Annotated in this window: 21 protein-coding genes and 1 pseudogene; 9 read left to right on the top strand and 13 right to left on the bottom strand. The window is 69.1% G+C overall.

From position 1 onward, the window contains the following. Nucleotides 1-45: 45 nt before the first annotated feature. Both CYFUS_RS26470 and CYFUS_RS26465 read left to right on the top strand, forming a co-directional pair. A complete protein-coding gene (locus CYFUS_RS26470; protein WP_095987761.1) occupies nucleotides 46-783 on the top strand; it encodes a PHP-associated domain-containing protein in 738 nt (245 codons plus the stop codon). A 42-nt stretch (nucleotides 784-825) separates the two neighbouring features. Continuing rightward, nucleotides 826-2,133 carry a PQQ-dependent sugar dehydrogenase gene (locus CYFUS_RS26465; protein ID WP_095987760.1) on the top strand — a complete coding sequence of 436 codons (1,308 nt, stop codon included), beginning with the start codon at nucleotides 826-828 and terminating at the stop codon, nucleotides 2,131-2,133. Between the two features lie 55 nt (nucleotides 2,134-2,188). On the opposite strand, the gene CYFUS_RS26460 is transcribed toward CYFUS_RS26465, so the two are convergent. Further along, entirely contained in the window at nucleotides 2,189-2,917 is a 729-nt protein-coding gene (locus tag CYFUS_RS26460) for a hypothetical protein (RefSeq protein WP_095987759.1), read from the bottom strand. A gap of 15 nt (nucleotides 2,918-2,932) precedes the next feature. Continuing rightward, on the bottom strand, nucleotides 2,933-3,520 hold the full coding sequence (locus CYFUS_RS26455) for a hypothetical protein (RefSeq protein WP_095987758.1): 588 nt from the start codon (nucleotides 3,518-3,520) through the stop codon (nucleotides 2,933-2,935). A 304-nt stretch (nucleotides 3,521-3,824) separates the two neighbouring features. Here CYFUS_RS26455 and CYFUS_RS54360 point away from each other — a divergent pair, with 304 nt between their 5' ends. After that, on the top strand, nucleotides 3,825-4,013 hold the full coding sequence (locus CYFUS_RS54360; RefSeq protein ID WP_332468453.1) for a hypothetical protein: 189 nt from the start codon (nucleotides 3,825-3,827) through the stop codon (nucleotides 4,011-4,013). Between the two features lie 26 nt (nucleotides 4,014-4,039). Here the strand turns inward: CYFUS_RS54360 and CYFUS_RS54355 are convergent. Beyond that, a pseudogene (locus CYFUS_RS54355) lies at nucleotides 4,040-4,186 on the bottom strand (FmdB family zinc ribbon protein); the annotation flags it as partial. Between the two features lie 14 nt (nucleotides 4,187-4,200). Next, nucleotides 4,201-5,412, bottom strand: a complete 1,212-nt coding sequence (locus CYFUS_RS26440; RefSeq protein ID WP_198316078.1) for a hypothetical protein — start codon at nucleotides 5,410-5,412, stop codon at nucleotides 4,201-4,203. Nucleotides 5,413-5,637: 225 nt separating this feature from the next. Here CYFUS_RS26440 and CYFUS_RS26435 point away from each other — a divergent pair, with 225 nt between their 5' ends. Then, nucleotides 5,638-6,081, top strand: a complete 444-nt coding sequence (locus tag CYFUS_RS26435; protein ID WP_198316076.1) for a Fur family transcriptional regulator — start codon at nucleotides 5,638-5,640, stop codon at nucleotides 6,079-6,081. Next, nucleotides 6,078-6,602, top strand: a complete 525-nt coding sequence (locus tag CYFUS_RS26430) for a peroxiredoxin family protein (protein WP_232536811.1) — start codon at nucleotides 6,078-6,080, stop codon at nucleotides 6,600-6,602. The genes CYFUS_RS26435 and CYFUS_RS26430 overlap by 4 nt, the downstream gene beginning before the upstream one ends. A gap of 12 nt (nucleotides 6,603-6,614) precedes the next feature. Here CYFUS_RS26430 and CYFUS_RS26425 read toward each other — a convergent pair whose 3' ends face one another. Then, on the bottom strand, nucleotides 6,615-8,465 hold the full coding sequence (locus CYFUS_RS26425) for a hypothetical protein (RefSeq protein WP_095987754.1): 1,851 nt from the start codon (nucleotides 8,463-8,465) through the stop codon (nucleotides 6,615-6,617). Between the two features lie 99 nt (nucleotides 8,466-8,564). Between CYFUS_RS26425 and CYFUS_RS26420 the strand changes: the two genes are divergently transcribed. From CYFUS_RS26420 to CYFUS_RS26410, 3 genes are all read left to right on the top strand, one after another. Then, the gene (locus tag CYFUS_RS26420; protein WP_095987753.1) at nucleotides 8,565-8,840 is read left to right on the top strand and encodes an FtsB family cell division protein; all 276 of its coding nucleotides are present in this window, start codon (nucleotides 8,565-8,567) and stop codon (nucleotides 8,838-8,840) included. A 4-nt stretch (nucleotides 8,841-8,844) separates the two neighbouring features. Next, nucleotides 8,845-11,010: a diguanylate cyclase gene (locus CYFUS_RS26415; RefSeq protein WP_095987752.1), complete on the top strand. Its 2,166-nt coding sequence runs from the start codon at nucleotides 8,845-8,847 to the stop codon at nucleotides 11,008-11,010. A gap of 610 nt (nucleotides 11,011-11,620) precedes the next feature. Further along, complete coding sequence (locus CYFUS_RS26410) at nucleotides 11,621-13,393, top strand: hypothetical protein (protein ID WP_095987751.1); 1,773 nt, start codon at nucleotides 11,621-11,623, stop codon at nucleotides 13,391-13,393. A gap of 15 nt (nucleotides 13,394-13,408) precedes the next feature. On the opposite strand, the gene CYFUS_RS26405 is transcribed toward CYFUS_RS26410, so the two are convergent. The 3 genes from CYFUS_RS26405 to CYFUS_RS26395 are packed head-to-tail and all read right to left on the bottom strand — an operon-like array spanning nucleotide 13,409 to nucleotide 17,081. Next, complete coding sequence (locus tag CYFUS_RS26405) at nucleotides 13,409-15,592, bottom strand: xanthine dehydrogenase family protein molybdopterin-binding subunit (RefSeq protein ID WP_095987750.1); 2,184 nt, start codon at nucleotides 15,590-15,592, stop codon at nucleotides 13,409-13,411. Further along, on the bottom strand, nucleotides 15,589-16,575 hold the full coding sequence (locus tag CYFUS_RS26400; protein WP_095987749.1) for an FAD binding domain-containing protein: 987 nt from the start codon (nucleotides 16,573-16,575) through the stop codon (nucleotides 15,589-15,591). The genes CYFUS_RS26405 and CYFUS_RS26400 overlap by 4 nt, the downstream gene beginning before the upstream one ends. Continuing rightward, the gene (locus CYFUS_RS26395) at nucleotides 16,575-17,081 is read right to left on the bottom strand and encodes a (2Fe-2S)-binding protein (protein WP_095987748.1); all 507 of its coding nucleotides are present in this window, start codon (nucleotides 17,079-17,081) and stop codon (nucleotides 16,575-16,577) included. Before CYFUS_RS26395 ends, CYFUS_RS26400 begins: the two co-directional genes overlap by 1 nt. Nucleotides 17,082-17,382: 301 nt before the next feature. On the opposite strand from CYFUS_RS26395, the gene CYFUS_RS26390 reads away from it, so the two are divergent. Then, on the top strand, nucleotides 17,383-17,997 hold the full coding sequence (locus tag CYFUS_RS26390; RefSeq protein ID WP_332468289.1) for a class I SAM-dependent methyltransferase: 615 nt from the start codon (nucleotides 17,383-17,385) through the stop codon (nucleotides 17,995-17,997). Between the two features lie 3 nt (nucleotides 17,998-18,000). On the opposite strand, the gene CYFUS_RS26385 is transcribed toward CYFUS_RS26390, so the two are convergent. The 5 genes from CYFUS_RS26385 to CYFUS_RS26365 all read right to left on the bottom strand — a co-directional run bounded on the left by CYFUS_RS26385 (nucleotide 18,001) and on the right by CYFUS_RS26365 (nucleotide 26,473). Next, the gene (locus tag CYFUS_RS26385; RefSeq protein ID WP_095987746.1) at nucleotides 18,001-19,713 is read right to left on the bottom strand and encodes an HAD-IG family 5'-nucleotidase; all 1,713 of its coding nucleotides are present in this window, start codon (nucleotides 19,711-19,713) and stop codon (nucleotides 18,001-18,003) included. A gap of 61 nt (nucleotides 19,714-19,774) precedes the next feature. Continuing rightward, on the bottom strand, nucleotides 19,775-20,395 hold the full coding sequence (locus CYFUS_RS26380; RefSeq protein ID WP_095987745.1) for a pilus assembly FimT family protein: 621 nt from the start codon (nucleotides 20,393-20,395) through the stop codon (nucleotides 19,775-19,777). Beyond that, nucleotides 20,392-21,666: a PilW family protein gene (locus tag CYFUS_RS26375; RefSeq protein WP_095987744.1), complete on the bottom strand. Its 1,275-nt coding sequence runs from the start codon at nucleotides 21,664-21,666 to the stop codon at nucleotides 20,392-20,394. The genes CYFUS_RS26380 and CYFUS_RS26375 overlap by 4 nt, the downstream gene beginning before the upstream one ends. Beyond that, nucleotides 21,663-22,190, bottom strand: a complete 528-nt coding sequence (locus CYFUS_RS26370; protein ID WP_095987743.1) for a type IV pilus modification PilV family protein — start codon at nucleotides 22,188-22,190, stop codon at nucleotides 21,663-21,665. The genes CYFUS_RS26375 and CYFUS_RS26370 overlap by 4 nt, the downstream gene beginning before the upstream one ends. A gap of 14 nt (nucleotides 22,191-22,204) precedes the next feature. Then, entirely contained in the window at nucleotides 22,205-26,473 is a 4,269-nt protein-coding gene (locus tag CYFUS_RS26365; RefSeq protein ID WP_095987742.1) for a DUF4114 domain-containing protein, read from the bottom strand. Between the last annotated feature and the right edge of the window lie 11 nt (nucleotides 26,474-26,484).

Below are 26,484 nucleotides of genomic sequence, written 5' to 3'. Positions count from 1 at the left end.
CGAGGCTCGACAGCTCCCACGGGAGCCTGTTAGGGAGCGGCGCCCATGCTCATCGATTTGCACGCGCATTCCTACCTGTCCAAGGACTGTGACCTGGACCCGCGCGCGGTCCTGGATCGCGCCGCGATGTTCGGCCTGGATGGAGTGGCCTTCACGGAGACCAACACCCAGGACGGATGCGACGAGCTGTTCGAGATCGGAGCCAAGGCCCGGGTGAAGGTCTTCGTCGGCCTGGAGCTCATCACCGACCGTGGGCAGTACCTGTGCTTCTTCCCGAAGCCGGAGAACGCCCCCGAGCCGGTGCAGCTGTGGGGCAGCAACCGCGAGAAGCCGTGGAGCGCCGCCGAGTGCCTGCCCAAGGTGCGCTCGCTCGGCGCGGCCATCGTCGCGGCGCGGCCGTATGATCGGGACTCGAACCACCCGGCCATGGACTACGTGCGCTCGCTGAGCGGGCTGGTGTGCGCGGTGGAGGGGTACAACGCCCGCGTGAAGCAGACGGCGAACGACCTGGCGGTGGAAGCCGCCGAGGCACTCAAGGTGCCCTGCACGGGTGGCAGTGACGCGCGCGCCACGGTGGACGAGGTGGGCTACGGCGCCACCTTCTTCAAGACGCCCATCCAGACACAGGAGCAGCTCGTGGCGGCCCTGCTGGCGGGCGACTTCCATCCCGTCATGGCCGGCGAGCTGCCCCGGCTCACGCGTCCCGGCGAGGCCCAGGCGGCCCGTGCTTCCGGCAAGCATCAGCGCCGCGGGGGCGGTGGGGGTGGACGCCGCCGCCGGTAGTCACCACCTCCCTTCGAGCTTTCGACTCGAGGAGGGGTGTTCATGAAGCCGTGGAAGAACGCGTGGTTTTCGGTCGCGGTGCTGCTCGCCGCCTGCTCCCACTCCCCGCGGAACCCGGATGGCACTCCGGACGGCGACCCGGGCCCCGCGCTTCCCGCCCCCGATACGAGCCACGACGTGAAGAACTACAGCCGGGTCATCGGCTGGCCGGAGGGCAGGACGCCCGTGGCTCCGGAAGGGTTCGTGGTGACGAAGTACGCCGACGGCCTGCGCAATCCCCGCTGGCTCTACGTCCTGCCCAACGGCGACGTGTTGGTGGCCGAGGCCAACACCGAGCCCAGGAGCCAGGGCGCGCTCCGGGAGGCCCAGCGCTCCGGCAAGGCCGGTTCCCAGCAGATGGGCGACAGTGCCAACCGCATCACGCTCCTGCGGGACACCGACGGCGATGGGGCTCCGGACGTGCGGGAAGTCTTCCTGCAGGGGCTGAAGCAGCCGCTGGGCATGTTGCTGCTCGGGGAGCGGTTCTACGTCGCCAACACGGACGGGCTCTGGCGCTACCCGTACGAGCCGGGGCGGACCTCCATCGTGGGCGCGGGCCAGAAGCTGCTGGAGCTGCCCGCCGGGGGCTACAACAACCACTGGACGCGCAACCTGCTGGCCAACGCGGACGGCTCGAAGCTCTACGTGTCGGTGGGCTCCGCCAGCAATGTCGCCGAGCACGGCATCGAGGAGGAGCGGCGCCGCGCGAACATCCTGGAGGTGAACCCGGACGGCAGCGGCGAGCGCATCTACGCGAGCGGCCTGCGCAACCCCGTGGGCATGGGGTGGGCCCCCGGGACGAACACGCTGTGGACCGTGGTCAACGAGCGGGATTACCTCGGGGATGAGCTGGTGCCGGACTACCTGACGGGAGTCAAGGAAGGGGGCTTCTACGGCTGGCCCTACGCCTACTTCGGCATCCACGAGGATCCCCGGCTGGCCGGACAGCGGCCGGACCTGGTGAGCCAGACGCTGGTGCCGGACGTGGCGCTGGGCGCGCACACCGCGTCGCTGGGGCTCGCCTTCTACACGGGCAGCGCCTTCCCCGAGAAGTACCGGGGTGGGGCGTTCATCGGGCAGCACGGCTCGTGGAATCGCTCGGAGCTGTCCGGCTACAAGGTCGTCTTCGTGCCCTTCGAGGACGGTCGCCCGAGCGGAGAGCCCGAGGACTTCCTGACGGGCTTCATCGCCAACCCCAAGACGTCCGAGGTGTATGGCCGGCCGGTGGGGCTCGCGGTGCTGCCCGACGGGGCCTTGCTGGTGGCGGATGATGCGAGCAACACCGTCTGGCGTGTCGCGCCCCGCCGCTGAAGCCCGCTCGCGCCGCCCCCGGAGGTGACGGCGCGAACGGACGGGGGAGCCGGGCCTACTTCGCCGCGTCCGGCTTCCCCTCTTCGACGCGGGACACGACGCCGTCGGCGAGGAACACCCGCCGCTTGCCACCGGGGTAGATCCACTCCTGGTTCACCCGCTGGCCCTCCATCGTGCGGCGGATGCTCTCGGGAGGACCCCAGGACATCTCCACCGCCGCCTCGGGCATGTTCTCCAGCACCCGCTTCTGCTTGATGGCGTCCTGGAAGCGCGCCGGGAGCTTGGCCAGGCGCGGCTCCTGCGGTGGCAGGTGGCGATCCAGCTCCGCCAGCAGATCCTCCTTCTTGTCGAGCCCCGGCCGGAGCACGAGGATGACGGGCGAGCCGGGCGCGCCTTCCACGTCCAGGTAGACCCAGGGCTGGGTGCGGGGCGAGTACAGCACCCGCTCCGCCATGGTCCAGGACGTGGGGAACTCCACCTGGGTCACCCGCACCGGGGTGCCGGCGGGCACCAGGGCCTGCACCGGGCCGGGGTTGATGGGTTTGCCCTGGGTGTCGTTGAGCAGACGCACCTCCTCGGGAGGGTAGGGCGTCAGCAGCCGCTTGGAGGCGTCCCCGAAGAAGGGGGTGATGTAGCTGGAGGTCTTCAGGTGGCGCACCGCCGCCGGGCCCGTGGTCAGGTCATGCTGGAGCGCCGTGCGGTCCTCCGCGCTGAGCTTGGTCTGGCTCACGCAGGCCGTGGCGAGCACGGGGAGGAGCAGGGACAGAGCGAGGCGTCGTGTCATGGAAGGGGCCTCGCGTCAGAAGGAGAAGGCGAAGGCCCGGGTGGTGACCCGGGGAGCCTCGCGGCCACCCGTGACGTCCGCCACGAGCACCGCGCGCTTGCGCGTCTCCTCGACGATGCGGCCACCGCCCGCCTTCTGGTAGGCGTCGATGCCCTGGATGATGTGCGAGGCGAGCAGGCCCAGGCCGCCCAGGCCCCAGAACCAGGGCACCACGAGCGCGCTCAGCACGCTGCCCACCACGATGAGGGCCACGTCGATGACCAGGAACAGGATGAAGCCGCTGGTGTCACCGGCGATGAGGTGACCCGTGCCGAAGCCGATGAGCAGACCCAGCACGAGCGCGAGCACGGGCTCGGTGCCGCTGCTCACCGCGCCACCGGTGTCCAGGGGCAGCAGGGGGCCGTCCGCCAGCGCCAGCCGATGGGCGTCCGTGAGACGCAGGGCAGGCGTCTGGGAAGGCTTGAAGGTGGCCGCCAGCTCCACTCCCTCCAGCAGCCGGGCATGACGGCCCTCGGCGCTCTGGGCGAAGGAGATGGAGGGATCCGCGGCGGACTCCGCGGGGGTGACGGCCAACAGGGAAGCAACCAACAGTGAGACGAGCATGAAGAGCGACCTCGGTGGGACTACGGTGAGGACGCCCTCCTTACCTCAATGGCCGGAACTCAACGATGCATTGTCGTCCGGTCGTGAGCGCTGCTCTCCACAACCCTTCAGCGGTGGACAGATGGGTCCGCGGCCGTCGGGATCCGGCACCAGCAGGAAACGGCCCAGACCACGGGCATCGGTCAACTCGGGATGGCCACAGAGCACGCAGCGGCGGGGTGGACGCTTGGAGGGGGGGAAGGGCACGAGATCCAGTGTCCCCCCGCTCCCGCGGGCTCGCGACTTTTCCGCCCCTCAGCTGCTCTTGGCCGCCACGGGCGCGCTGGACGCGCCGCTGGAGCCCGAGGACGACGAGCCGCCCGACGACGTGCTCGAGGAGGAGGACGCGCTGTCGCTCGAGGACGAGCTGCTCGACGAGGACGAGCTGCTCGACGAGGACGAGCTGCTGCTGCTGCTCGACGACGAGCCGCCGTCCTTCTTGGTGGAGCCGTAGAGGTCGGCGTACCAGCCACCGCCCTTGAGGACGAAGCTGGAGCGGCTGACGACGCGGCTGAGCGTGCTCTGGGCGCCACAGGCCCTGCAGGACTCGGGCGTCGGGTCACTGACCTTCTGCAGCACGTCGATCGTCTTTCCGCAGGAACTGCAGGCGTATTCGTAGATGGGCATGGACGGGCCTCTTTCTAGGTCGTGGAGGGTGGGGTGGAATCCGGCGTCCGCTTGCGCAGGGCCTCGGCCACGCCCAGGCGCTCGAGTGCGCGGAGCACCAGCTCGGACGGGGCCCCATGCTTGCGTCCCACCGCTTCGGCGAGCGCGGCGAGCGACGGGGCCTCCGGGAGATCATCACGCACCAGGAGCTCCAGCTCCCGGCGCAGCATGTCCGTGAAACGCTTCTTGATGCCCAGGTCGAGCAGGTACTTGTCGCGCCCGAGCAGATCCAGCTTCTGGGTGAGGTTGCGCGCGGTGAGGGCCTCGCGGCGGAACCGCTCGCGCACCTCCTCGACCTCCTTGGCGATGCCGCCGCGGTTCTCCACGAGCTTGAGCTCGGAGGGGCTCAACCCCAGCGCCCAGCCCACCCGGCCCGAGGCGCCCCGGTGCTCGGTGAAGGCGGACAGCAGGGACGTCTGCTCGCGGCGCTTGAGGGCCTCCAACAGCCCGTGCGCCTTGAGCGCGCCCTCCACCTCCTCCAACGTCAGATCGCCGCGCGCGCCGTTGTACTGCTGCTCCAGGTTGCGCAGCAGGGCGAAGCGGTGCTCGCTCGCCTCCACCAGCGCCTCCAGCGCGTCCTTGCCCGTGGGGCGCAACAGCTCCTGGTAGCTCGTCTTGGGAGCCTCCAGGCGGGTGAAGCGGCCGCGGGGCTTGGGCAGATCCCTCTTGAGGAAGCTGGGGGCCTCGTGCTCGTCGGCCTCGGGGGGAAGGGACTCGGCGGCCGGGCGCTTGCGCGGAGCGATGCGCGACTGGACCGTCTCCCCGGCGGAGGCGGGGGCCACCTCGGGCCGGGCGGGCACGGGCGCCGGCACGGGACGCGAGGGGGGGAGGGCGAACGTGGGGACATCCGGGGCGGGAGGCGCGGGGGGCCGCTTCTCCTCGTGCACCCGGGCCAGCTCGCGCACCACGTCGTAGTAGCCGCAGCCCTGCCGCGTCGCGGCGAGCTCGGGGGCGGTGCCCTGGAGGACATCGATCACGGCGAAGGGCCCGAGGGGCGTGGCCCCGGGCTCGGCGTCCGTCAAGGTACGGACGCGGAAGTCGTCCGACTCGGCCAGCAAGGCGAGTGCCTCGCGGACCTCGGTGGGGGTTGCAGGCGAATGGGCTCGCCGGCAGTAGTCGGAGACGGCCACCGCCACGGGGGTGGGCACGTCATCGGGTTGCCGTTGTCTCTGCCAGGGACGGTTCATGAAAATCGCGGAAAAATGCTCGTTTACGAGGCCGGGTGCCTCTATCTTCGCTGGCGGACGGGTGTCAATGAATCCGGCGGACGCCAATCTAAACAGTCCGTGGATGTTGCAAGTCGGTACTACACCTGAGCAGAAGGGAGTGCATCCCGCACAGGCGGGTGCACACCTTGTGACCCATGAGGGCCGCGTGGTGGCTCGGGAGGCAGGCGAGCTTTGAACCGGAATATGGACGAGGTGCTTCAGCACTACATGGCGCAGCACGGGCTGAAAAGCACCCGTCAGCGCAGCCTCATCATCGACACCTTCTTCTCGGTGGGGGGTCACCTGTCCGTCGAGGAGCTGTGGAACAAGGTCCGGGAGCAGGACATCAAGGTGTCCGTGGCCACGGTCTACCGGACGATGAAGCTTCTCGGGGAGTGTGGGTTGGCCCACGCCCGCAACTTCGGAGACGGGCAGACGCGCTACGAGGCGGCCGCGGGGCGCCACCACCACGATCACCTCATCTGCACCCACTGCGGCACCATCGTCGAGTTCGAGGACGATCGCATCGAGCAGATGCAGGAGGGCGTGGCGCGCAAGCACGGCTTCACGGTGACGTCGCACAAGATGGAGCTGTACGGGTTGTGCCGGAACTGCCAGCGCGGCGGCAAGGCCAAGAGCGAGGCATGAGGCGCGTGGGCCGGGCCTTGGGACTCGCCCTGGTGCTCGCCCTGGCCGGCTGCCACCACGCGCCCGAGGTGTCTTCGCCCGGACAGGCGGCCTCTTCCCCCTACCTGCGTGCGTTGTGGCTGCCCGCGGTGGGGCCGGCGCCCTGGAACTGGCGCGCCCTGCCGGGGAAGGTGGTGCTGGTGTCCTTCTTCGCCTCGTGGAGTTTTCCCTCCCTGGCCCAGTTGCCCACGTTGCAGGCACTCCAGAAGGAGCACGGCGCCCAGGGTCTCCAGGTGGTGCTCGTGGGGTTGGATCTCGACGGAGCCCTCACCCTGGCCCCCTTCGCCGAGCAGTACGCGCTCGAGTTCCCGGTACTGGTATCCGACACCGCCCTGCAGCAGGGCCAGAGCGCCTTCGGGCTCATCCCCGCGCTGCCCGCCACCTTCCTCCTGGACAGGCAGGGGCAGGTGGCCGGCGCCTGGCAGGGGATGGCCGGCCATGGGGCCCTGTCCGAGGCGGTCCAGACGCTGCTGAAGCGCTGACGTCCCGGGACTTCACTCCACCGGCTCGCCCGTCTTCTGGGTGTACCAGCCCTGGGGATTCATCAGATGGAGCGAGGCCGTGGAGCCCACCTCCACGCCCACGGGGAGGACGCCGAGCTTCACCAACAGCAGCGCGCTCGGCACGCCGCCCGTGCTCGACACCCGGCCCCGCACGTCGAGCCCCTGGCCCCGGGCGTGCAGGGCTTCCACCTTCGCGCCCGCCTCGCCGAGCGAGAGCGTGCCGGACAGCTCCAGATCCTTCGCCTCGAGCAGGGGAGCCAGGAGGCGGGGCAGCACGCCCTGGTGCGTGAGCAGGGCGATGAACGGAACGGCGTTGGAGAAGCGCCCCGTGAAGCGTCCCCGGAAGGAGGGCGGGGACAGGGTGAGTGTGGCCTCGGGGAAGGCGAGGGCGCCATCCCAGCCGCGCGCGTCGTCCCCGCCGGTGCGCACGGTGACGTCCTCGAGCCGCAACTGACTGCCATCGAGCACCACCGCGTCACGCTGGAAGGCCAGCTTCTGGGCATCCACGTCCAGGAGGACGCGCCCGCCCAGGGTCGCGCCCCCCCAGTGCGCCCGGAGTCCCTCGGTGCTCAGCGACAGGTGGGCCTCGCCTCGCCCCTTCTCGGGGCTGGCATACGAGGTGGCCTCCAGCAGCGCCCGTCCGGACTCCACCTGGAACGACGGGCCGATCCATCCGTTGAGCAGCCGCAACTCCACGGGCTCGCTGCGCGCCGCCCGCACCTGGAGGTGCACCTCCGGCAGGGCCGAGCCCAGGCGCGGGGGCCGGGCGCTCATCAGCAGGGCCACCTCGGGGATGCCCACCGCCGGGCCCTGTCCTCCCTCCAGCCGCGCGGGCCCCAGGGTGAGCTTGAAGCCCAGCCGCTCCTCGCCGTCCTCCCGCGTATAGATGTCCGAGGCGAAGCGCCACGGGGCCTTCAACACCAGGGGCCCCACGGGCAACTGGAGCGGCGCGCCCGCTCCCTTCAGGGAGGTGCCCGCCGCCACCCGGCCCTCCTTCACGTGCAGGTCCACCTCCACCCGGCCCGCGCCTCCGCTCATGCGCAGATCGGACAGCCGCGGCACCAGCTTCCGGAACGCGCTCGCCGACGGCACCCGGGCGGTGAGCTGGAGCCGCCCCTCGGTCAGGCCGGTGATGATGTCCAGCCCCTCGGGCTCCTGGCGCCGCACCTCGAGCGTGGCCCCCGCCGTGCCCCCCTCCACGTGCGCCACCGTGTCCTGCTCGAGGGACAGCTCGCCGGGCCCGAGCGACACCCGGGCGTCCTCCATGAGGATGCGCTCGCCGGGTTGGAGATCCAGGTTGCCCGATACCTCCGTGATGCCGGTGAGCCGGGCGCCGTTCCACGCGAACTCGTGCACCCCGTGCACCCGCACGTCCTTCAGGTGGATGCGCCAGGGCTCCTTCTCTCGCGGGGGTGGAGGTGGGGACGGCTCGCCCTTCTTCGGGGTGACGGTGTGGATGTGGGCGCGCAGCCCCCCGACGTCGACGGAGGCCGTCTCGAAGCGCCGCAGGAGCAGCGCGCTGAGCGACACGTCCACCCAGACCCGATCGATGGCGAGCCGCCAGGTGGCGTGGTTGGGTTCCTGGCGGTGCAACGAGAAGTCGCGCAGGTGGACGCGCCCGGGAACGAAGGACCAGGCCTGGCGCCAGCGCAGCTCGGTGCGGGGGATGAGGCGGTTGAGCAGTCCGGCCAGCAGCCCCGTGGCGAGCAGGACGTTGACGAGCACCTGGAAGAGCAGCAGCGCGCTCGCGAGGACGAGGAGCACGCGGCGCCACCGGACCTTGGGGCGGGGGAGGGACACGGGGGAATGGTCGGCATTCGGCGCGTGGACGGGAAGCGCCATGCTGGGGAGTGTCCTCGGGGAGAAAGAGCGCGGGGCCCGCTACAGCCCTGGAGCGGATTTCTTGCCGGAGGGGTCGCCACTGGTACCTTCCGCGCACTCATGACGGTGCGGCGAAAGCTCCTGGCGGTGGCGGCGTGCGTGGCCGCCCTCCTGACCGTGGTCTCGGCGGCGGATGCGAAGGGTTTTCGCCGCTACCTGAGCCTGCGCCAGGACGTGGAGGCCATCCACGAGCGCAACCAGGCCATCACCGCGCAGAACGAGGCCCTGCGGCGCGAGATCAACGCGCTGCGCACCGACCCTTCCGCCCTCGAGCGCGCCGCGCGCGAGGAGCTGGGCTACATCAAACCCGGCGAGATCGTCTTTCACCTGGAGTGACACCATGACCTCGCACCCGGCACTCTCCGCCGTCCTCAAGCTGCCGCGCCTCGCGGTGCGGGCCGTGCCCATCGGGGCGGTGCTGGCCACGTTCGTCCACCTGGCGCGCGGGGGCTTCCGGAGCCTGCACTCCCTGGGCTGGGACGAGGCCGGGCTCGTGCTCTTCCTGCTCGCCGGACTCGGGGTCATCGGCTGGCGGCGCTTCACCCGCGACGCCGTGGGCGCGCCGCTCTTCCTCCAGGACGACCTGGAGCTGGGCGCGGTGTTCCTCGCCTCGGCCTACATCGTGGTGGCCATCGCCGGCGCCGAGCTGTTCCCGCTCGTCTATCTGCTCATGGCGTGCCTCGTCGCCTTCCTGCCGCACCGCGCCAGCCTCGCGCTGGTGGCCGTGGCGCTCGCGTTCGACGCGCTGCTCACCCTGGGCGGCCCCGAGCGCGGTGGCCTGTCCTCCTTCCTCACCCACACGCTCTTCCTGTCGCTCTTCGCGGTCCTCAACCACCTGGTGCTCGCCGCGCGCATCGCCGCCGCGCGCCGCGCCGAGAACGCCGCGGTGGACAAGCGCATCAAGGAAGTGGAGGAGCGCGCCCGCACCTTCCGCCTCGTCAGCTCCGGCGCCCATGACAACCCTCCCGACGAGAAGGATCAGGAGAAGTGGCTGGTCGCCTCGGTGAAGGAGATCGAGGGCGCGGTGGGCGCGGCGCTGGAGATCGCCGAGACGGCGCTCAAGACGAACACCTGCGCCGCCTTCCTGCTCACCTCGGACGACAAGGGCCTCAAGCTCTACGACTGCCGCAGCGCGAGCGATCACGTGCAGCGCGAGCGCTTCAACGCGGGCGAGGGCGTGCTGGGCGGAGTGCTCAAGCGCCGGGCCCCGGTGCGGATGCACTCGGCGCACGGGCTCAAGGGCATCACCTGGTACGACGGGAGCGCGCCCACGGTGGGCGCCGTGCTGGCCGTGCCCATCATCGAGGGTGGGGGACTGGTGCGCGGCGTGCTCGTGGCGGATCGCCTCACGCACAACCCGTTCTCGGATGACGACGAGAAGCTCTTCACCACCATCGCCGCCGAGGTGCTGCGCTCCATCGAGGTGGAGCGGGTGATGTCGTACATCCGCAAGACGCGCGACGAGAAGGACAGGTTCTTCCGCGCCATCGAGGAGCTCAACCGCGCGGGCAGCCCCGAGCAGGTGTTCCTCGCGGTGCTGGAGAGCGCGCGGCAGCTCGCGGGGCTGGACTTCAGCGCCGTCACCATCGTGAGCGAGGTGGAGGGCAAGCGCGTGCACAAGGTGGCGCGGATGCTCGGCGTGAGCGCGGCGGGCAAGGCGCTCGAGGGCCGCATCTTCCCGGACAACAACGGCCTGGTCGCCAACGTGGTGCGCTACGGCGCGCCGCTGCCCGGACGGGATTTGAAGGCCATGGACCGCCAGGTCATCTTCGACGAGGAGAGCCAGATCCGGGGGCTCGCGGCGCTGAAGATCTTCCCGCTCACGGCGGGAGACCGGATCCTCGGCACGCTGGTGGCGGGCTCGCGGCGCAAGACGGCGTTGGATCACGACGTGCTGCGGATGTTGGAGGTCATCGCCATCCAGGCGGCGCAGGCGGTGCTGCGCGCCCAGCTCTACGAGCAGATGGAGCGCATGGCGACGACGGACGGCATGACGGGCCTGTACAACAACCGCACCTTCCAGGCGAAGGCGGACGAGATGCTGGCGCACTCGCGGCGCTACGGGCGCAAGTGCTCGCTGGTGCTCACGGACGTGGACCACTTCAAGAGCGTCAACGACACGTACGGCCACCTCACGGGAGACCAGGTGCTCAAGGGCGTGGCGCGCATCCTCAAGCAGCAGGCGCGCGACACGGACATCGTGGCGCGCTACGGCGGCGAGGAGTTCGCCATCCTCATGCCGGAGACGGACGCCAAGGGAGCCAAGGTCATCGCCGAGCGCATCCGCGAGGCCATCAAGGCCGAGGTGTTCCAGACGGAGATGGGCCCGCTGAAGGTGACGCTGTCGTTGGGCATCGCGACGGCGCCGGACCACGGCGTGGACAAGCTGGTGCTGGTGGAGCAGGCGGACCAGTGCCTGTACTACGCCAAGCGCCATGGCCGGAACCAGTCCGTCACCGTGGCCGAGGCGCAGGGCGGCCGCAAGCTCCAGGCCGCCGAGGGGTAGGGCGGGGGCTGAAAAACCCGCCCCCCTCGCACTCGCACGTGGTCCGATGCGCCGAGGCGAAACTGTTCAGCCATGTCTTAAAACGAGCGCGATGAAGTTACGAAGACACGGTTCGCTTACGGGTAGAACAGACATGCGAACGGGAAGGTGCGGAGTGCCCTCCGGGTAAGGCCCTGACCGATGGGCGGGTCTGCTACGGTGTGCGGCCCGGGTACTCCGGCCCCTGGACCCAGCGACAAGGCAACAAGTCGCCGCCACTTTGGATAGCCCCATGAGCAACTCCATCGACCCGTCTCGCCGATCCGCTCAGCCGAAGATTCCATCGTCCTCCCCCGAGAGGACGAAAGCCCAGTCTTCGAAAACCCAAGACGCGCGTGCCGAGGGAAACACCCACACCTCGAACGCTCAGTCGCCTTTCACGGACGTCGAGACGCCGAGCGATCAGTTCACGACCCCACCCCCCGCGTCGACCACGAGCGGTCCGTCCCTGAGCGTTCCCACCAAGGGCTCGCACGTTCCCCCCACGCGCACGGCACCGAGAATACGTGAGGCCGCGGATCCGCTGGTGCCTGGGCATGCGGTGCCTCGCACCATTCGCGCTCGTACACCCATGCCCGTCGAGCACCAGGGCGGCAAATGGGATGTGGCCGAGGTCGTGATGAAGAACAACGAGCCTCATGTCCGCCTTCAGTCCGCGGGCATTCAGCCTCGTCATCTCTTGATGGAGGAGTACCTGAAGGGCCGCATCGTGGAGTACCAGGGCCAGCCGTACCGGTTGGCTGGTACCACCGCCCCTTCCTGGGGTGGCGTGCCCAGCGAGCACCACCTGCTGCTGCATCCCCTCGACCCCCATCAGCTGGAGAACGAACCCAGACGGGTCGTCCCCCAGAATGATCTCTTCAAACTCTCTTCTTCCAAGTCGCCGAAGAGCCCTCCGGGGCGGGTCAAAGTGCGCATGGACGATGCGGATCAGGTCGCCTACCGCTTTTCCGCATCAGGTGAGGTCTACACGTTCGGTGCCATGAAGCACGGCGTCTTCCGGCTGAACCCGGCCACTCCCGCGGAGACCGTGGAAGTCCCCTTGAAGGATTTGAACCAGGTCCAGGTGCGGCTCAAGGGTCGAGAGCTGGAAGGGCTCTTCACTCTCGCGCAGGGTCCAGATGGCCGCCTGCAAGCCTCCGGAACGGACAGAACAGGCAAGCAGCGCACACTCACCATCCGTCCAGAGAATGTCGCGGCTCGCTATGTCCAGGTGTACTCGCCGGACTTCGAGGAGCCCGTCGCGGTGGACGCATTCGTTCATCGCGAGGCCAAGGTGCGTGGCACGGCGCTCCAGGGCACGGGGACCACTCCCCTCCGAGACCCACTCATCGGCTCACAGCCCCAAACCGTCCGCTCGAAGCTGGGACCTGGCGCGAGCACGCTCCCCCAGTTGGAAGAGTTCCTGAGAGAGCCCACCCAGAAGGGTCCCGTGGACTTCTTCAGCATGGGTCTGAGCAGTGACGGAGAAGCCGGCAAGGTCATGGAGGCGCTGTTCGACTACCGGAGCCGTCACCCGGATGAGCGCATCCGCGTCATTGGCAACGAGTCGGAATGGAGCGCCTTCCCCAGCAACAAGGAGCTGGGTCAGCGCTTCAAGGAGGCCAACATCGAACTGGTCTTCCCACAGACCACGTCCAAGCAGGTGATCAACCACGCCAAGGGCATCTTGATCGGAGACCGCGCGATCTTCACCACGGCTTCGGTGATACCCAAGGCCATGAAGAAGCTCGACATCACCACCGAGCTGCCCTCGGGCGTGGCGCCGCTCTACAGGAAGTATCTCGACCTGGCCCTGAAGCCGGGCTACCTGCCCACCCAGGGCAAGCAGGAGCTGGTGGGTCTGTTGAGCGAGCTCGCCGAAAAGGGCGTGGTGGTGAACGACCCTGTTGCCAAGCACCCCTACGTGTCACGCACCATCGATGGTCTCATCACCGGTGCCCAGGACAGCATCCGCTTCGTTGGCAGCGATCTCAAGGACACGAACACCGCGCGCAAGCTCATCGAGCAAGCGAAAGCAGGACGCGACGTTCTCATCCAACACCGGGGTCTGGATCCAGAGTCGGAGCGCCTGCTGTCCGAAGCCCAGCAAGAGCACCTCAACCTGCAGGTGGAAGACATCAGCGACTGGAAGCCCTACCCGCACTTCAACACCGTCATCGCGGACGGCAAGCAAGCCTATGTGGGAACCGCGTTCCTCTGGTCCAACCAGCTCCAGATGGTGCACCACGGTCTTTCCTACGAAAACGGCGTGGTGTTGGAGGGCGAGTCCGTGAAGGACCTGCTGCGCCAGCTCGATGAAACAGAGGCCTCGGTACGTTCCTCTCCCCAGGCCTCCTCGTGATGCTCGGTAAGGCGTCTACCGGGCGAGCAGCTTGTCCGGAGTAATGGGCAACTCCCTCACCCGGATGCCCACCGCGTCGTAGACGGCGTTGGCGATCGCGGCGGAGACCCCGGTGGCGCCAATCTCTCCCAGGCCCTTGGCGCCCAGCGGACTCACCTTGTCGTCGAACTCGTCCACGAAGATGACGTCGAGCGCCGAGGGGATGTCCGCGTTCACCGGAATGGCCACGCCCGCCAGGTTCTTCGACAGCCACCGGCCGAGCTTCGGCTCGTACGCGCTCTGCTCCATGGCCGCCATGCCCCAGCCCCAGATCATCCCTCCGATGATCTGCGAGCGCGCCGTGCGCGGATTGATGACTCGGCCCACGCTGTAGGCCCCCACCATCCGCCGCAGGCGCAGCAGTCCAAGCTCCGGATCCACCGCCACCTCGACGAACACCGCGCCGAACGTCCGCATCGCATAGGGCGTGCCCAGGCCGCTCATGTTCGCGGCCTCTCCATTCGGCGCGAACTTCCCCTCGGCGGCCAGCTCGCTCAGCCTGGCCCGCCGCAGCACCTCGCCGAGCGGCCGCCCCGCGCCTCCTCCCTTGCGGCGCACCCTGCCATCCCGGAGTTCGAGTTCCTCCGGGCGCAGGTCGGCGGCGCGTGCCACCTGCTCGCGGATCTTCGTCGCCGCGTCGAGGATCGCCGAGCCCGTGCAGACAATCGTCGAGGAGCCATAGGTGGGCCCCGTGGAGGGCAGCCGCGAGTCGCCGGCCGTGAAGGTCACCGCCTCCACCGGGATGCCCAGGGACTCGGAGACAATCTGGGGAAGTGCGGTCAGGCCACCGGTGCCGATGTCCGCGCTGGAGCCTTCCAGCAACGCCGTGCCATCCGCCCGGAGCCGGAGGCGAACCGTCGAGCCGAAGCGGAACGCCCCCATCGTGCAGTCCGCCATGCCGCAGCCGAGCAGCCAGTCGCCCTCGCGGGTTCCTCCCCTGGCGCGTGTGCGCCAGCCGAAGCGCCGCGCCCCCTCGTCGTAGGCCTCGCGCAGCTTCTTCGACGACCAGGGCTTGCCATCCGCCGGATCGTTCTCCGCGTAGTTGAGCAGCCGGAAGTCGAGTGGATCGATGCCCACCTGGCGCGACAGCTCGTCCACCGCGCAGCCCATGGCGAAGGAGCCCGGGCCCTCGACGGGAGCGCGCATCGGGCTGGGAACGTTGACGTGGCCCCGCCGCACCCGCTGGGACGTGCGCAGGGTGGGGGATGCGTAGAGTGCCCGGCCCGCCTCGGTGGCGTACTCGACGTAGTCGTCGGACACGCTCGTCTGGTTGATGACGTCCTGCCCGATGCCCGTCAGCCGCCCCTCGGACGTCGCCCCGAGCGTGACCGTTTGTTCCACGCGCGGCTGATAGGAAACGTTGGCGTACATCTGCGCGCGCGTCAGCACGAGCTTCACCGGTCGCCCGGCCACCTTCGCCGCCGCCGCCGCCAGGAACTCGTGCGGCCAGGTGTAGGCCTTGCAACCAAAGGCGCCACCGGTATGCGGGCAGATGACCCGAACCTGCTCGGGCTTCAGGCCGAAGGCCTCCGCGAGCGTGCCCTGCGTGCCGGCGATGTGCTGCACGGAATCGAAGACCGTGAGCTGATCACCGTCCCACCGCGCGAGCGTGGCGCAGGGCTCCATGGGGTTGTGGTGGCGGCTGGGCTGGGTGTAGCGCGCCTCGTGCCGCAGCGCCGCGGTGGCGAGGCCCGCGTCGAGGTCTCCCTTGGCGAAGTCGGCGGGGCCCATGATGTAGCCGCTGTCCCGAGGCTTCACCGGCTCCCCGGCCCCCTGTGGAATGAACGCGCCCGGCGCATAGCCGACGCGCACCAGCCGCGCACCGTGCTCGGCCGCCTGCAACGTCTCGGCGAGCACGAGCGCCACGGGTTGTCCCTCGTGCCGGATTTCATCCCCCTGGAGGGGCATGAAGACACTCGCGGCGGGTGGGGCGGAGGCGGCCTTCAGCCGGGGCATGTCCCGGGCGGTGAGCACGCGGACGACGCCCGGGTGGGCGAGCGCCTCGGCCGTGTCGAGCGACGTGACGCGTCCCGCGGGAATGGGCGCCGTCACGTAGACGGCGTGCAGCGCGTCGGGGAGCGGCTGATCGGCCGCGTAGCGCGCCTTGCCGGTGACCTTGTCCGCCCCATCCAATCGGGTGAGAGGCTTTCCCATGCTCATGACGCACCTCGCGCCGCATCGCGCACCGCCCGGGCCGCCGCGTTGCGGGCCAGGGGAACCTTGAAACCGTTGTGTTCGAGCGCACGCGCCTCGGTGAACCCGAGCGCGAGCGCCGCCTGCGCCTCCTTGCTGTCGGGCCGGGTGCCCACCAGGGCCCGTTCCGCCTCCACCAGCCGCCAGGGCTTCATCGCCACCGAGCCGAGCGCCACGCGTGCCGAGCGGATGACGCCGTTCTCCAGGGTGAGGGCCGCCGCCGCGGAGACGAGCGCGTACTCGTAGGACTCGCGCTCGCGGACCTTGACGTAGGCGGAGTGGGGCGCGGGAGCCGCCAGCTCCACGGCGATGATCAGCTCACCCGGCTCGAGCACGTGGTGCTTCTCGGGAGCCTGCCCGGGCAGCACGTGGAGCTCGCCGATGGGAATACGACGGCCTCCCTTGGGGCGCTCGGTGATGACAACGGCGTCCAGGGCGGCGAGGGCCACCGCGGGATCCGACGGCTGGGTGGCCACGCAGGCATCGGTCCACCCGAAGATCGCGTGCCGCTCGTTGGAGCCGTGGCGGGCGGCGCATCCGCTGCCGGCGACGCGCTTGTTGCAGGGGAGGGTCTCCTCGGCCCGGAAATAGGGACAGCGGGTGCGCTGGAGCAGGTTGCCGCCGATCGTCGCCAGGTTGCGAATCTGCGGAGAGGCCGCCTTGAGGATGGCCTGGGAGAGCACCGGGTAGTCCCGCACCACGGCCTCGTGTTCGCCGATGTCTGAGAGCCGGGCGAGCGCGCCCAGGCGCAGTCCTCCCCCGGTGGTGCGCTCGATGCGCTCCAGGCCCTCGACGCGGCCGATGTCGACGAGCGCCGCCGGGGCGATGATTCCCAGGCGCATCCAGTTGAGCAGCTCGGTGCCTCCGGCGAGGAACGAAGCCTCGGGTTTCGACGCGGCCTCGAGCGCCTGCCGCGGAGACGTGGCACGGGAGTAGTCGAAGGGTCGCATCAGGGCACCTCGGCCTTCTTGTCCGCCGCCGCCCGGACGGCGTCGACGATCTGGGGGTAGCAGGCGCAGCGGCACAGGTTGCCACTCATCCACTCTCGGATCTCCGCCTCGCTGCGCGTGTGTCCCTCGGCGATGCAGGCCGTCGCGCTCATCACCTGGCCCGGCGTGCAGAAGCCGCACTGGAGGCCGTCATGATCGATGAAGGCCCGCTGCACGGCGGAGAGCTGTCCATCCCGGGCGAGCCCCTCGATGGTCGTCACCTCGCGTCCGTCCGCCTGCACGGCCAGCATCAGGCAGCCGTTCACCCGGCGGCCGTCCAGGTGGACCGTGCACGCGCCGCACTCGCCCTGGTTGCAGCCCTTCTTCGTTCCGGTCAGGTGAAGCTGCTCGCGCAGCAGATCCAGGAGCGTGGTCCGGACGTCGACGGTCACGCTCCGACGCTCGCCGTTCAGGACGAGGGTGATGTTTCGCGTCCACTTCGAGATGCTGGGATCAGGGGAACTCACGCACGCTCTCCTTGAGGAACACGTCCGGAGCAACGTGGGCAGGGCGCTCCTGCTGACGAAGCTTCGAAAGCAACACGAGGGCGGCCTGGGGTAGGGTCTGGCGGTGACTTCGAGCGAACAGGGCCGTGTGCCCCTGGCGGTGACGACGAGCGGCAAGCCTCGAGAGGGTCTGATCCTCCAGGCCCGCGAGGCTGCTCGGGCCTGGGGTCTGCCATTTATTCCCAGGCGCAAGAAGGCGCCGCTCGGCCCGCTGCTCGCGACCACGGCCGAGGCCCTGCTCGTCTTCGAGCGCGAGGGCGAGGTGTCCCTCTGGGATTCGGAGAACTCCTTCAGCTTCAATCCGGGCATGGCGCACCTGCGCCGGTTGCGCTGGCTCGAGGGCGATCGCGGTGACGCCCTGGCGCGCGTGGCCGAGTTGCGCGCCGGGGATCACGTGCTCGACTGCACGTTGGGGCTCGGCCAGGACGCGCTCGTGGCTGCGGTGGTGGTGGGCCAGCAGGGGAGGGTGGTGGCGCTGGAGAAGAGCCTCGCGCTGTACGCCGTGGTCTCCGAGGGCCTGAAGACCTACGACGCCGGCCCCGAGTCCTGCCGCGTGGAGCCGGTGCACACCGGCGCGCACGCGTACCTGCGCGCGCTGCCCTCGGGCTCCTTCGATGTCGTCTTCTTCGATCCGATGTTCGAGAAGCCCAAGAAGTCCCAGCCCGCCTTCGAGATGCTCCGGCGCTTCGCCGAGCATGCCCCCCTGACGCCCGAGGTGCTGGAGGAGGCCCGGCGCGTGGCGCGGCGGTGGGTGGTAGTCAAGGGCGCCAAACACTCGGAGGATCTGCGCAAGCTGGGGCTCGAGGCCGAGCCCGGCTCGCGCTACACCTCGGTCATCTGGGGCCGCGTTCCCGCGCTGCCGCCCGCGCGGGAGTGAGTCTCAGCCTTCTCCCGGAGGCGGCTCCTCGCCGCCCTCGGGGGACAGCTTCGCGCTCCACGCGCCCGCCTGCTCGTGGGGCATCAAGTTCCGTGACGAGCGGTAGTACTGCAGGGGCGAGTCGTAGAGGAAGTTGGACACCCGGCTCGTGTACAGACACGCGTAGCGCTCCACCTGCTCGCCGAACCGGCTGTTCTCACTGCCCTCCTTGAAGAGCAGCCCCCAGTACGGGTTGAAGCCTTCCTCCACCTCGCGCTCGAGCGCATCGGCGATCTCCGTCGCCTCGCGCAGCGCCCGGCGCAGCGTGTCCAGCGCCACCTTGGCCCCGCGCCGCTGCTCCTCCAGCGCCGTCTGGGCCTCGGCCGTGAGGCCCCCGCGCTCCAGCGTGCGATCCAACTGGTTGAGCAGGTTCTTGTGGTCGCCCACCTCTTCTTCCAGCCGCGCGCGCGTGCGCTCCACCTCGGCCAGACGCTCAATCCGCTCGCGCTGGCCATACGTGTAGGTGATCTCGTCCTCGATCTCCTGGACGATCATGCACGTGCGCCACAGCGAGGTCTTCTTGGACTTGAGGATGTCGCCGTAGATGTGGTCGCCCACGTAGAGGATGCGCTCGCCCGAGCGGCGCGTGTACTGCTCGAACTGCACCAGGTTGCCGCCCTGGTACACCTTGCCGCGCTCCAGCCCCGAGGCCTCGCCCACCACGCGCGCCTGCTCGCCAGGCCCGGCCACCTCCAGCTCCAGGAAGGGCCGCTGCTCGGCGAAGAAGGCCGGCTTGGAGGCGAGCGTCACCACATAGTCGAAGTAGTTGCGCCAGTTCGGGTACTCCGCGAGCTGCCCGTCCAGCAGGTAGCGCATCACCACGTCCGTGTAGTCCCAGGCCGAGTTGGTCAGCAGGAACAACCGCTTGCCGCCCGAGCGCAGCTTGTGCAGCGCGGGACCCAGCTCCGGGTCCTGGAAGATGTAGCGCGACAAGTCCTTGCGCACCTCGCGCTTGAGCGAGTTGTCGCGGTGCACCGAGTCGATGGCCTCGCGGATGTCGTCGTTCAGCCGGCCATAGTCCACGCGCTGGCCGAGCGACTCGAGCAGCTCGATGATGCCCGCGAACAGCCAGGCCTCTGGCAGGGCGAAGAGCGTGTCGATCCACGCGAAGCGTGGCTCCTTCAGCCGCACGCGCTGGTTGCGGTAGAGCGCGCGCCACACCTCGCGATCCAACGGCCGCAGTCCGTGCCAGGCCCGCCCCACGTAGCCGAAGCGGTCCATCTTCAGCAGGTTGCCGTTCTCCTTGTCCACGGCCAGCCCGCGCATGACGAAGTGGTGGTCGTACTGCAGGCGGCCGATGATGGAAGGGTAGCCCCGCTCGCTGATGAGCCGCGCGAGCGTCATGTCATACGCGAGCTCTTCCAGCCGGCGCATGTGGTAGATGGCCAGCGTGTAGTCCATGTCGAAGCCCACCAGCTCGATGCCCGACATGCGCAGGTTGCGGTTGACGAAGATGTCGCGCGCGCGCGGGCCCTCGTGCGGCCCGTGTTGCGGGACACTCAGCAGGCGGTGGAGTTCGGCGTCGGCGAGGAGGGCCTGGGCGCGGTGCTCGGCTTCTTCGGCATGGGCCTGACTGCGCGAGGAGCGGAAGCTGCCGTGCAGCGGATCCGAGGTCGTCGGACTGCCGGGGATGGGGCCAGTCGGAGAGAGTTTGGAAGACAAGGGACAGACAGACATACCACGCGGCCCGGGGGGTCAACCACCAGGCCCGGGCTCCCCATCCCCGTGTCCACGTCCCTCACGGAACGTTGCAGGTGGGATCCACCGGCTGCTGCGTGCAGTCCACCATGCGCGGCTTGCCCGTGAGGCCGTCCACCTGGAGCACGTGATCGAGCTTGCCGCTCTGGCTCTGGGTGATCTTCAGGGGCTTCTGGGGCGGATTTCCCGTCACCTGGCACGTGGGGTTGCCCGGGGTCTGGTGGCGGGGCGCTCCGCCCCGGCCCAGCCAGCACAGGCCGTCGAGGGCGGACACGTCCAGGGTGGCGGGGATGGCGATGCCCTCGCCCTGCGCCACGCACTGGCAGCCGCCCTTGTTGCAGGCGTTGGTCAGACAGGCCGCGGCGGGGCAGGAGTCGCCCCAGCGGTGGGCCGTATCGCACGGCAACTGCTCCCAGCGCAGCACGGTGGCGCCCATGACGTTGGTGGTCACGGACAGACGCACCGGGTACTGACTCGTGCGCGCATACGTGCGGGCCTGGTTGGCCAGGGAGGAGATCTCCCGGAGCGCGTTGCGCTCGCTCTGGCGGCGCTTGACGATATCCATGTTCATCACGGCCATCGAGGCGAACACGCCCGCGATCGCCACCGTCACCAGGATCTCCAGGGTGGTGAGTCCCGCGCGAGCACGTCTCGTCTTCATTGCAGCACTCCCGCCAGGGCGAAGTTGCGCGGCATGATCTCCAGGGTGGAGGAGCGCCGCTTGTAGCCATCCTGCGGATGCTTGTCCGCGTCGAGGATGTACTCGCCGGCGCCGTCCTTGCGGACGAGCGACGAGTCCAGGCGCGCCGTGCGGGTGATGACCTGCACCTGCACCATGCGCACGCGGCTCATCAACGCGTCACGCGCGGTGGGCGAATTGATGGGGTCCACCGTCCACCCCCCGGGCACCAGGGGGCCACACTTCACGTCCGTGCACTTCTCCAGATGCGGGCGCTCGGGCGTGGTTTCCGGGAACCACAGCACGGGCGACTTGGGCAACTTGAGGTCCTCCATCACGCCCAGGCGCAGCCGGATCATCTCGACGTCGTGCGACAGGGTCACCCAGTCAGGGGTCGCCGCGGGATTGGCGACCGAGGAGATGTCCCTGCGCTCCAACACGGGCGTGCCGGTCCTCCAGTTGACGCGGAAGGCCGAGCCGCGCATGAGGAGGATGAAGCCGCCGGAGCGGTCCGCCCCCCAGTAATCCAGCGTGCCATCGTTGGGACGCGCGCCAGCGGCCAGGCTCATGCACGGGTTGTTGTTGGAGGCCTGGCCCTCGGTGATGCCCGGGCTGACCACGATGCGCGCGTAGGGGGCCGACGCGTCCTGGTTCACCGCCGTCACCCGCATGATGCAGGCGATGCGCGTCTCGGGTTTGACGACCATCACCAGCCGATTCATGAGGCCCACGGGCACCGTGCTCGCGCACAGCTCGTTGCCCGAGCGGTACAGGTCCGAGGCGTTGGCCGCGTGGGTGCACAGCGTCAGGGGCACCATGCCAATGGGATTGGCGCCGTTCATGGCCTCGGAGTCCCAGCTCCACACCTGGAGGACGTCCGAGATGCGCCCGGCGTAGGCGCCCGTGGGGGGCGCGAAGGTGGGGTCCGCGGGGAACGCCCCCGTGCCGTCGAAGCGCTCCTCGGGGCTGACGTTGATGGCGTAGCGCACGTCGTCGGCGGCGCCCAGCCTGCCGAACACCATGCGCGCGCTGCCCACGCCCATACCCGCGCGTTGCAGCTCCACCACGAGCATCTCGCGCACGGCGCGCAGGGTGTTCTGCGCCTCCATGAGCGATTCCTCGAACGTGCCGCGCCGCTGCAGCTCGGCGGCGCTCCACAGTGCCGCGGCGAGCACGATGAGCGACAGGGAGCTGGCCACCATCAGCTCCAGCAGCGTGAAGCCCCCAAGAGGGGAGGGGAGGCGCCGCTTCATGGCCCCACCCGCGTCTGCAGCGCCACGGCGTGGTAGTCGTCGCGGCTCAGCTCGTCCTGCCAGCTCACCGTCACCCGCACGTTGAGCGTGTTCTTCAAGGGCATATCCTTGATGACCTCGCGGTCCACGGCTGGACTCCCTTTTTCATTGCCTTCGAAGGGCGGATCCACGTCGATCGTCACCCGGTAGGGACGCGCCACTTCCGAGTTTGCTCCGGCCACGGGCGGCGTCTCGGAGGGGATGCCGCTGGCGTTCCAGTACAGGGTGATGGGCGGGTCATCATCCAAATCCTTGATTTCTTTGCAGGGTTCGAGCTCGCCGGCCTTGCATCCCATGCGGGTGACGCGCTCCAGCCACCACTCGGCGATGGTGTAGGCCTGGGCCTGGGCGAGGTTGCGCCGGTTGAGCCGCACGATGGACACCACGGTGCTGGCGACCACGCCGATGCCCAGGATGAGCACCGCCGCGGTCATCAACGTCTCCAGCAGCGTGATGCCACGCCGGCGCCGCGAGGGACGCCTCATGCTCGCCGCCTTCCTCACGGCTTCACGACACCGGAGGGATCCGCGTCCCACATGTGGACACGCACCTGGCCCCCGCCGGAGCCACTGGCCTCGTTGTTCCACTTCTTCGGGTCTCCCCGCACCAGCACCTTGCCGTCCGCGGTCAGCATGATCATGTGCCCATCATGCATCACCGGGGTAGCCAGGCTGTGGCCGCCCAGCTCGGTGCCGGTCGCCTGCTTGTCCGGCTCCGGCTTCGCGGAGTTGATGCTGTAGAACATGCCGCTCTCGGTGCCGCTGAGCGAGCAGGCATTGGCCGCCTTGCCCACCGCGGTGCTGGTGTTGACCAGCTCGTTGCCCGTGCTGTCCCGGGCGAGCGCGATGCCGCCCCACACCATCTGACCCACGCCCAGCTGCTTGATCCACAGGGGGACGGCGGTGTTGCAGCTGGCGCCCGTGGGGTTGCGATCCTCGAAGGCGAGCACGTAGCCGTGGGGCGGGGTCTTCAGCAGGTCCGCGGGCTCGTCGGAGATGTCCGGGTTGTTGGCGGTGCCCACGAACAGGCGCACGCCCTTGCCCGTGGTCTCGCGGTAAAGCGTCGCGGACATGGTCGAGTAGACGCCCTGGTACTTCGCCTCGTTCTGGTACTCGGTCTTCGGGCTGTTCTTCAGCTCCGTCTGGACGTCCGCGATCTTGCACACCTGGAGCACCCGGCCGAAGCCGCCCGCGGCGTCCACCTTGTTGGTGGCGATGCGGTAGATCTTGCCCTGCGTCGTGGCGGCGTAGATGAGCTCGGCGGTGCCGTCATCGTTGGCGTCCACGGCCAGGGGCTCACCCGAGATGCCCTCGTTGAGGGCCAGGGGGATCACGCCCGCGGTCTTGGTGGCCGCTTGCGTGCCCGGCACCTGCACCGGCATGCCCGTCTTCACGTCCACCAGGAAGATCGATCCGGCGGTGTTGGGGTTGGGGACGTAGTCGGTGCCCACCAGCGCCACCCAGCGCAGGCCGCCCTTGGGGCCGAAGTCCATGCGCGCCACGGTGGGGGCATGGCGCGAGCCGCGCGTGTCCGGCAGCAGGGTGCTCGTGGTGCCCAGGTCGTCGAAGGCGTCCTCCACGGTGAGCTTGCCGGTCTGTCCGCCGAAGTCGACCTTGTCCGAGGCCATGTCGAACTCCCACATGGGCTGGGGGAAGGAGCTGCTGGTGGGATCGGTGACGTCGAGCGCGAACACCACGCTGTGCGAGGGGCCGGTGGGGGCCACGAGCACCGTCTTGGCGCCCTCGGTGGAGCCCACCGTGTCCTTGGGGCCGATCGTCCACGCCTTGTCGGACACGGCGTTGGCGGAGAAGCCCTTGGTGGGATCGTAGGCGCCAAAGCCCAGGTCCACGTCCGCCACCGTCGGAGACGCGTCCACGGAGGCACGCTTGCCATTGCCCTGACGCAGGTAGGTCTCCACGTAGAAGGGCAGCAGCTTGCGCGGCATGTAGGCGAACTTCTCCACGGCCTCGCCGTACTCGCGGGGGTAGGGCTTGGGATCGCTGGGGTTGGCGGGGCACTTCTGCGACGACTTCACCTTGAAGTAGCCATTGGCCTCGGTGGTGGGGGTGCAGGCGTCATTGCCCATGCGCAGCACGCCGGCCTCCACGCCATACAGGAAGCCCTGGGTGGAGCCCACGTAGGACATGGTGGAGCGCTCGCTCACGCGCAGATCCTTCATGAAGTTGTTCACGTAGGCGTTCTGCTCCTGGCCCTTGGCGAGCGACACCCAGGAGGGCATCGCGGAGGCGCCGATGATGGCCGCGGTGGACAGCTGCACGCCGCCCATGGCCCAGGTGCGCTTGGTGTCCTGGGCGCCGCCGGTGCGCCGCTCCCAGCCATACAGCCAGTTGCGCAGCAGCGCGCGGTCCGCGTCGTCGGGAGGGCCTCCGCTGGCATCCAGGTCGCACACCCAGTTGCCGCCGTTGTTCGTTCCGCAGTTGTTGCTGGAGAAGGCCTCTCCGCCGTTGGTGTTGGTCAGCACGCTCTTCAACTCGGTGCGCTCACCCTGCGGATTCATGGTGATGAGCTTGCGCCAGTTGATCGGATCCGGCGCGCTCGAGGAGCGCAGGTCGCTCGCGAGCTTGTCGCCGCTGTCCCACTGCACGCCGTTCGTGGTCAGGGTGCTGGTGGGCAGCTCCGGATGGAAGAGCTTGCGCAGGTAGAGGTGGCCGCGCTCCGACAGGTCCGGCCGGCCATCCACCACGCGCACGGAGGGCTGCTGCTTGCCGGGCTCGAACCACTTGCGGCCGGGCGTCTCGAAGGTGCCGTAGAGGACCGTGTTGGCCACCGCGGACACGGCCGCACGGCCGTAGTCTCCCGCCTTCACCGCCTTGTAGTAGACGTTGATGTTCTTGATGGTCGGCTGGCACTGGTCGTACTTGCTCTCCATGATGGCCTGCCAGCACAGCTGCGAGCCGGTGAGGCTGCGCTCCAGGAAGTCGCGCAGCGTCACCGTCTGATCGCGCTTGCCGTTGGTGGGCGGGGAGTCGAGCGGCACGTCCACCCAGGTGGGGTTGGGGTTGACCGTCATGACCGGGCTGGTCGAGGAGCAGTTGGACGTGCAGACCTTGCAGTCGAGCGCGACCTGGTAGCGGATGCGCGGCTGCTCCCCCGCGGGGCGCGAGCTGCAGAACGCCGCGTCGGTGCTGCTCGACGCGTAGTAGGACTCGTCCTGGGCCCGGAACGTCACCTCGGTGATGGTGAAGTCCTGGGCGATGTCCGGGGTGAGATCGCCCGACACCACGCCCGAGCGCACCCGGCCGCCGTTGGACTTGTGGATCATGAAGCTCACGTCGTTGAAGTCGCGGTCACCGCCACCGGGCAGGTCCTCGAAGCCGAGCACCCAGCGGTACTTGTCGGTGGAGGGCGCGCCCACCAGCACGTGGGGCATCAGGTCCTTGCCACTGGTGTCCGCCTTCACGAACGCGCGCTCGTGCGGCATGATCAGCTTGTTGTAGGCCGGCACGTTCTTGAGGCGATCCAGCGTCGCCTGGTCCAGCCAGCCCGACAGCCCCAGCTCGCACTTCTTCTGGTCGGTGGTGTAGGCGCAGCCGATGTCCAGCTCGGCCACCGACTTGAAGCTCTGGCCGTCCACCGTCTTGGTGGTGGAGGGCTGGGGGTTCTGATCCAGGTTGAGGAACGTCTTGGAGAAATAGACGTAGGTGGGCGTCTTCAGGTACAGCGCGCAGACGTTGGTGTTGGCCTTGAAGCTCAGGCAGGGGTAGACCTTGGCGCTGCCGGTGCTCACCGGACCGTGCCCGGCCGAGCCCCACGACACGGCGAAGAAGACGAGCTCCCGGTCGCCCTGGATCTCCCCCAGGTTCACCGTGCGATCGTTCTCCTGCTCGAGCGTGTTGTCCGGCGCGGGGGACAGGGGCCGGCCATCGGCGTCATAGGCGGAGACGTTGTAGTCGGGAATGCCATTGAGGGAGTTGGTGACGTCCGCCACCGGACCCAGGTTGCCGCCGGTGTTCTTGTCGCTGTCGTCGTCGGAGTGCAGGAAGACCAGGTGGCCGATGCCCCCGTTCTTGTTCTTCGGGTCGCGGGGCTCGAGCAGGTTGGGCACGCTGCGGTAGAGGCCCCGGTCGCTGAACTGATCGGCGCTGTCCGCGTTGCCATCCACGCCCAGCAGGCCGACCGTGATGTTCGGACGCGTGGCGTTGGCGGCCACGGGCTGCCCGCTCGAGAGAGTGGTCGAGGCCGTGAAGTGGGCGCCGCAATCCTTCGAGGCCAGCTCCGGCACGTAGAGGGTGGTCTTCTTGCTCCCGTACGTGTAGTCGAACTTGTTGCCGCAGCGCCGCCCCGAGCTGTCCAGGGAGGTTTTGTCGGTCATCTGGAACAGCGCTTCGTGGAAGTCCGCGATGCCGTTGCCGTCGTTGTCGGCGAGCGTGTCATCCGAGCTGTCGGCCAGGTTGGCGCCTTGGTTGATGAAGTCGCGGTCGACCAGGTCCTTGTAATAGAAGTAGCCGAGCGCCGTGGAGTTGCCGGCCTCCTCGTACAGGTAGCTGACGCGCACCTGCTGGGAGAAGGGGAAGTAGATGCGCTCGGGGTTGAGCACCTCGAGGTTGGTGTCCAGGCGCAGCGCCGGCGGGTTGTCCTTGGTGAGCGAGATGGAGCTCAGGTCCTTGAAGTCCAGGGCCTTGAAGTCGGGCTGCCGGTCCTGCTCGGTGGCGTCATGACAGAGCTCGAGCGATCCCGGACTCGATTGGGCCCAGGACGAAGAGGCGCACAGCAGTCCCAGAAGCAGGGTAGGGCGTGAGGCGTGCATGCGTGTATCTC

The organism is Cystobacter fuscus (assembly GCF_002305875.1).
Classification (GTDB): domain Bacteria; phylum Myxococcota; class Myxococcia; order Myxococcales; family Myxococcaceae; genus Cystobacter; species Cystobacter fuscus_A.
Note: the sequence above shows the minus strand (reverse complement) of the source record. Positions and strands in the feature narration are given on the sequence as shown.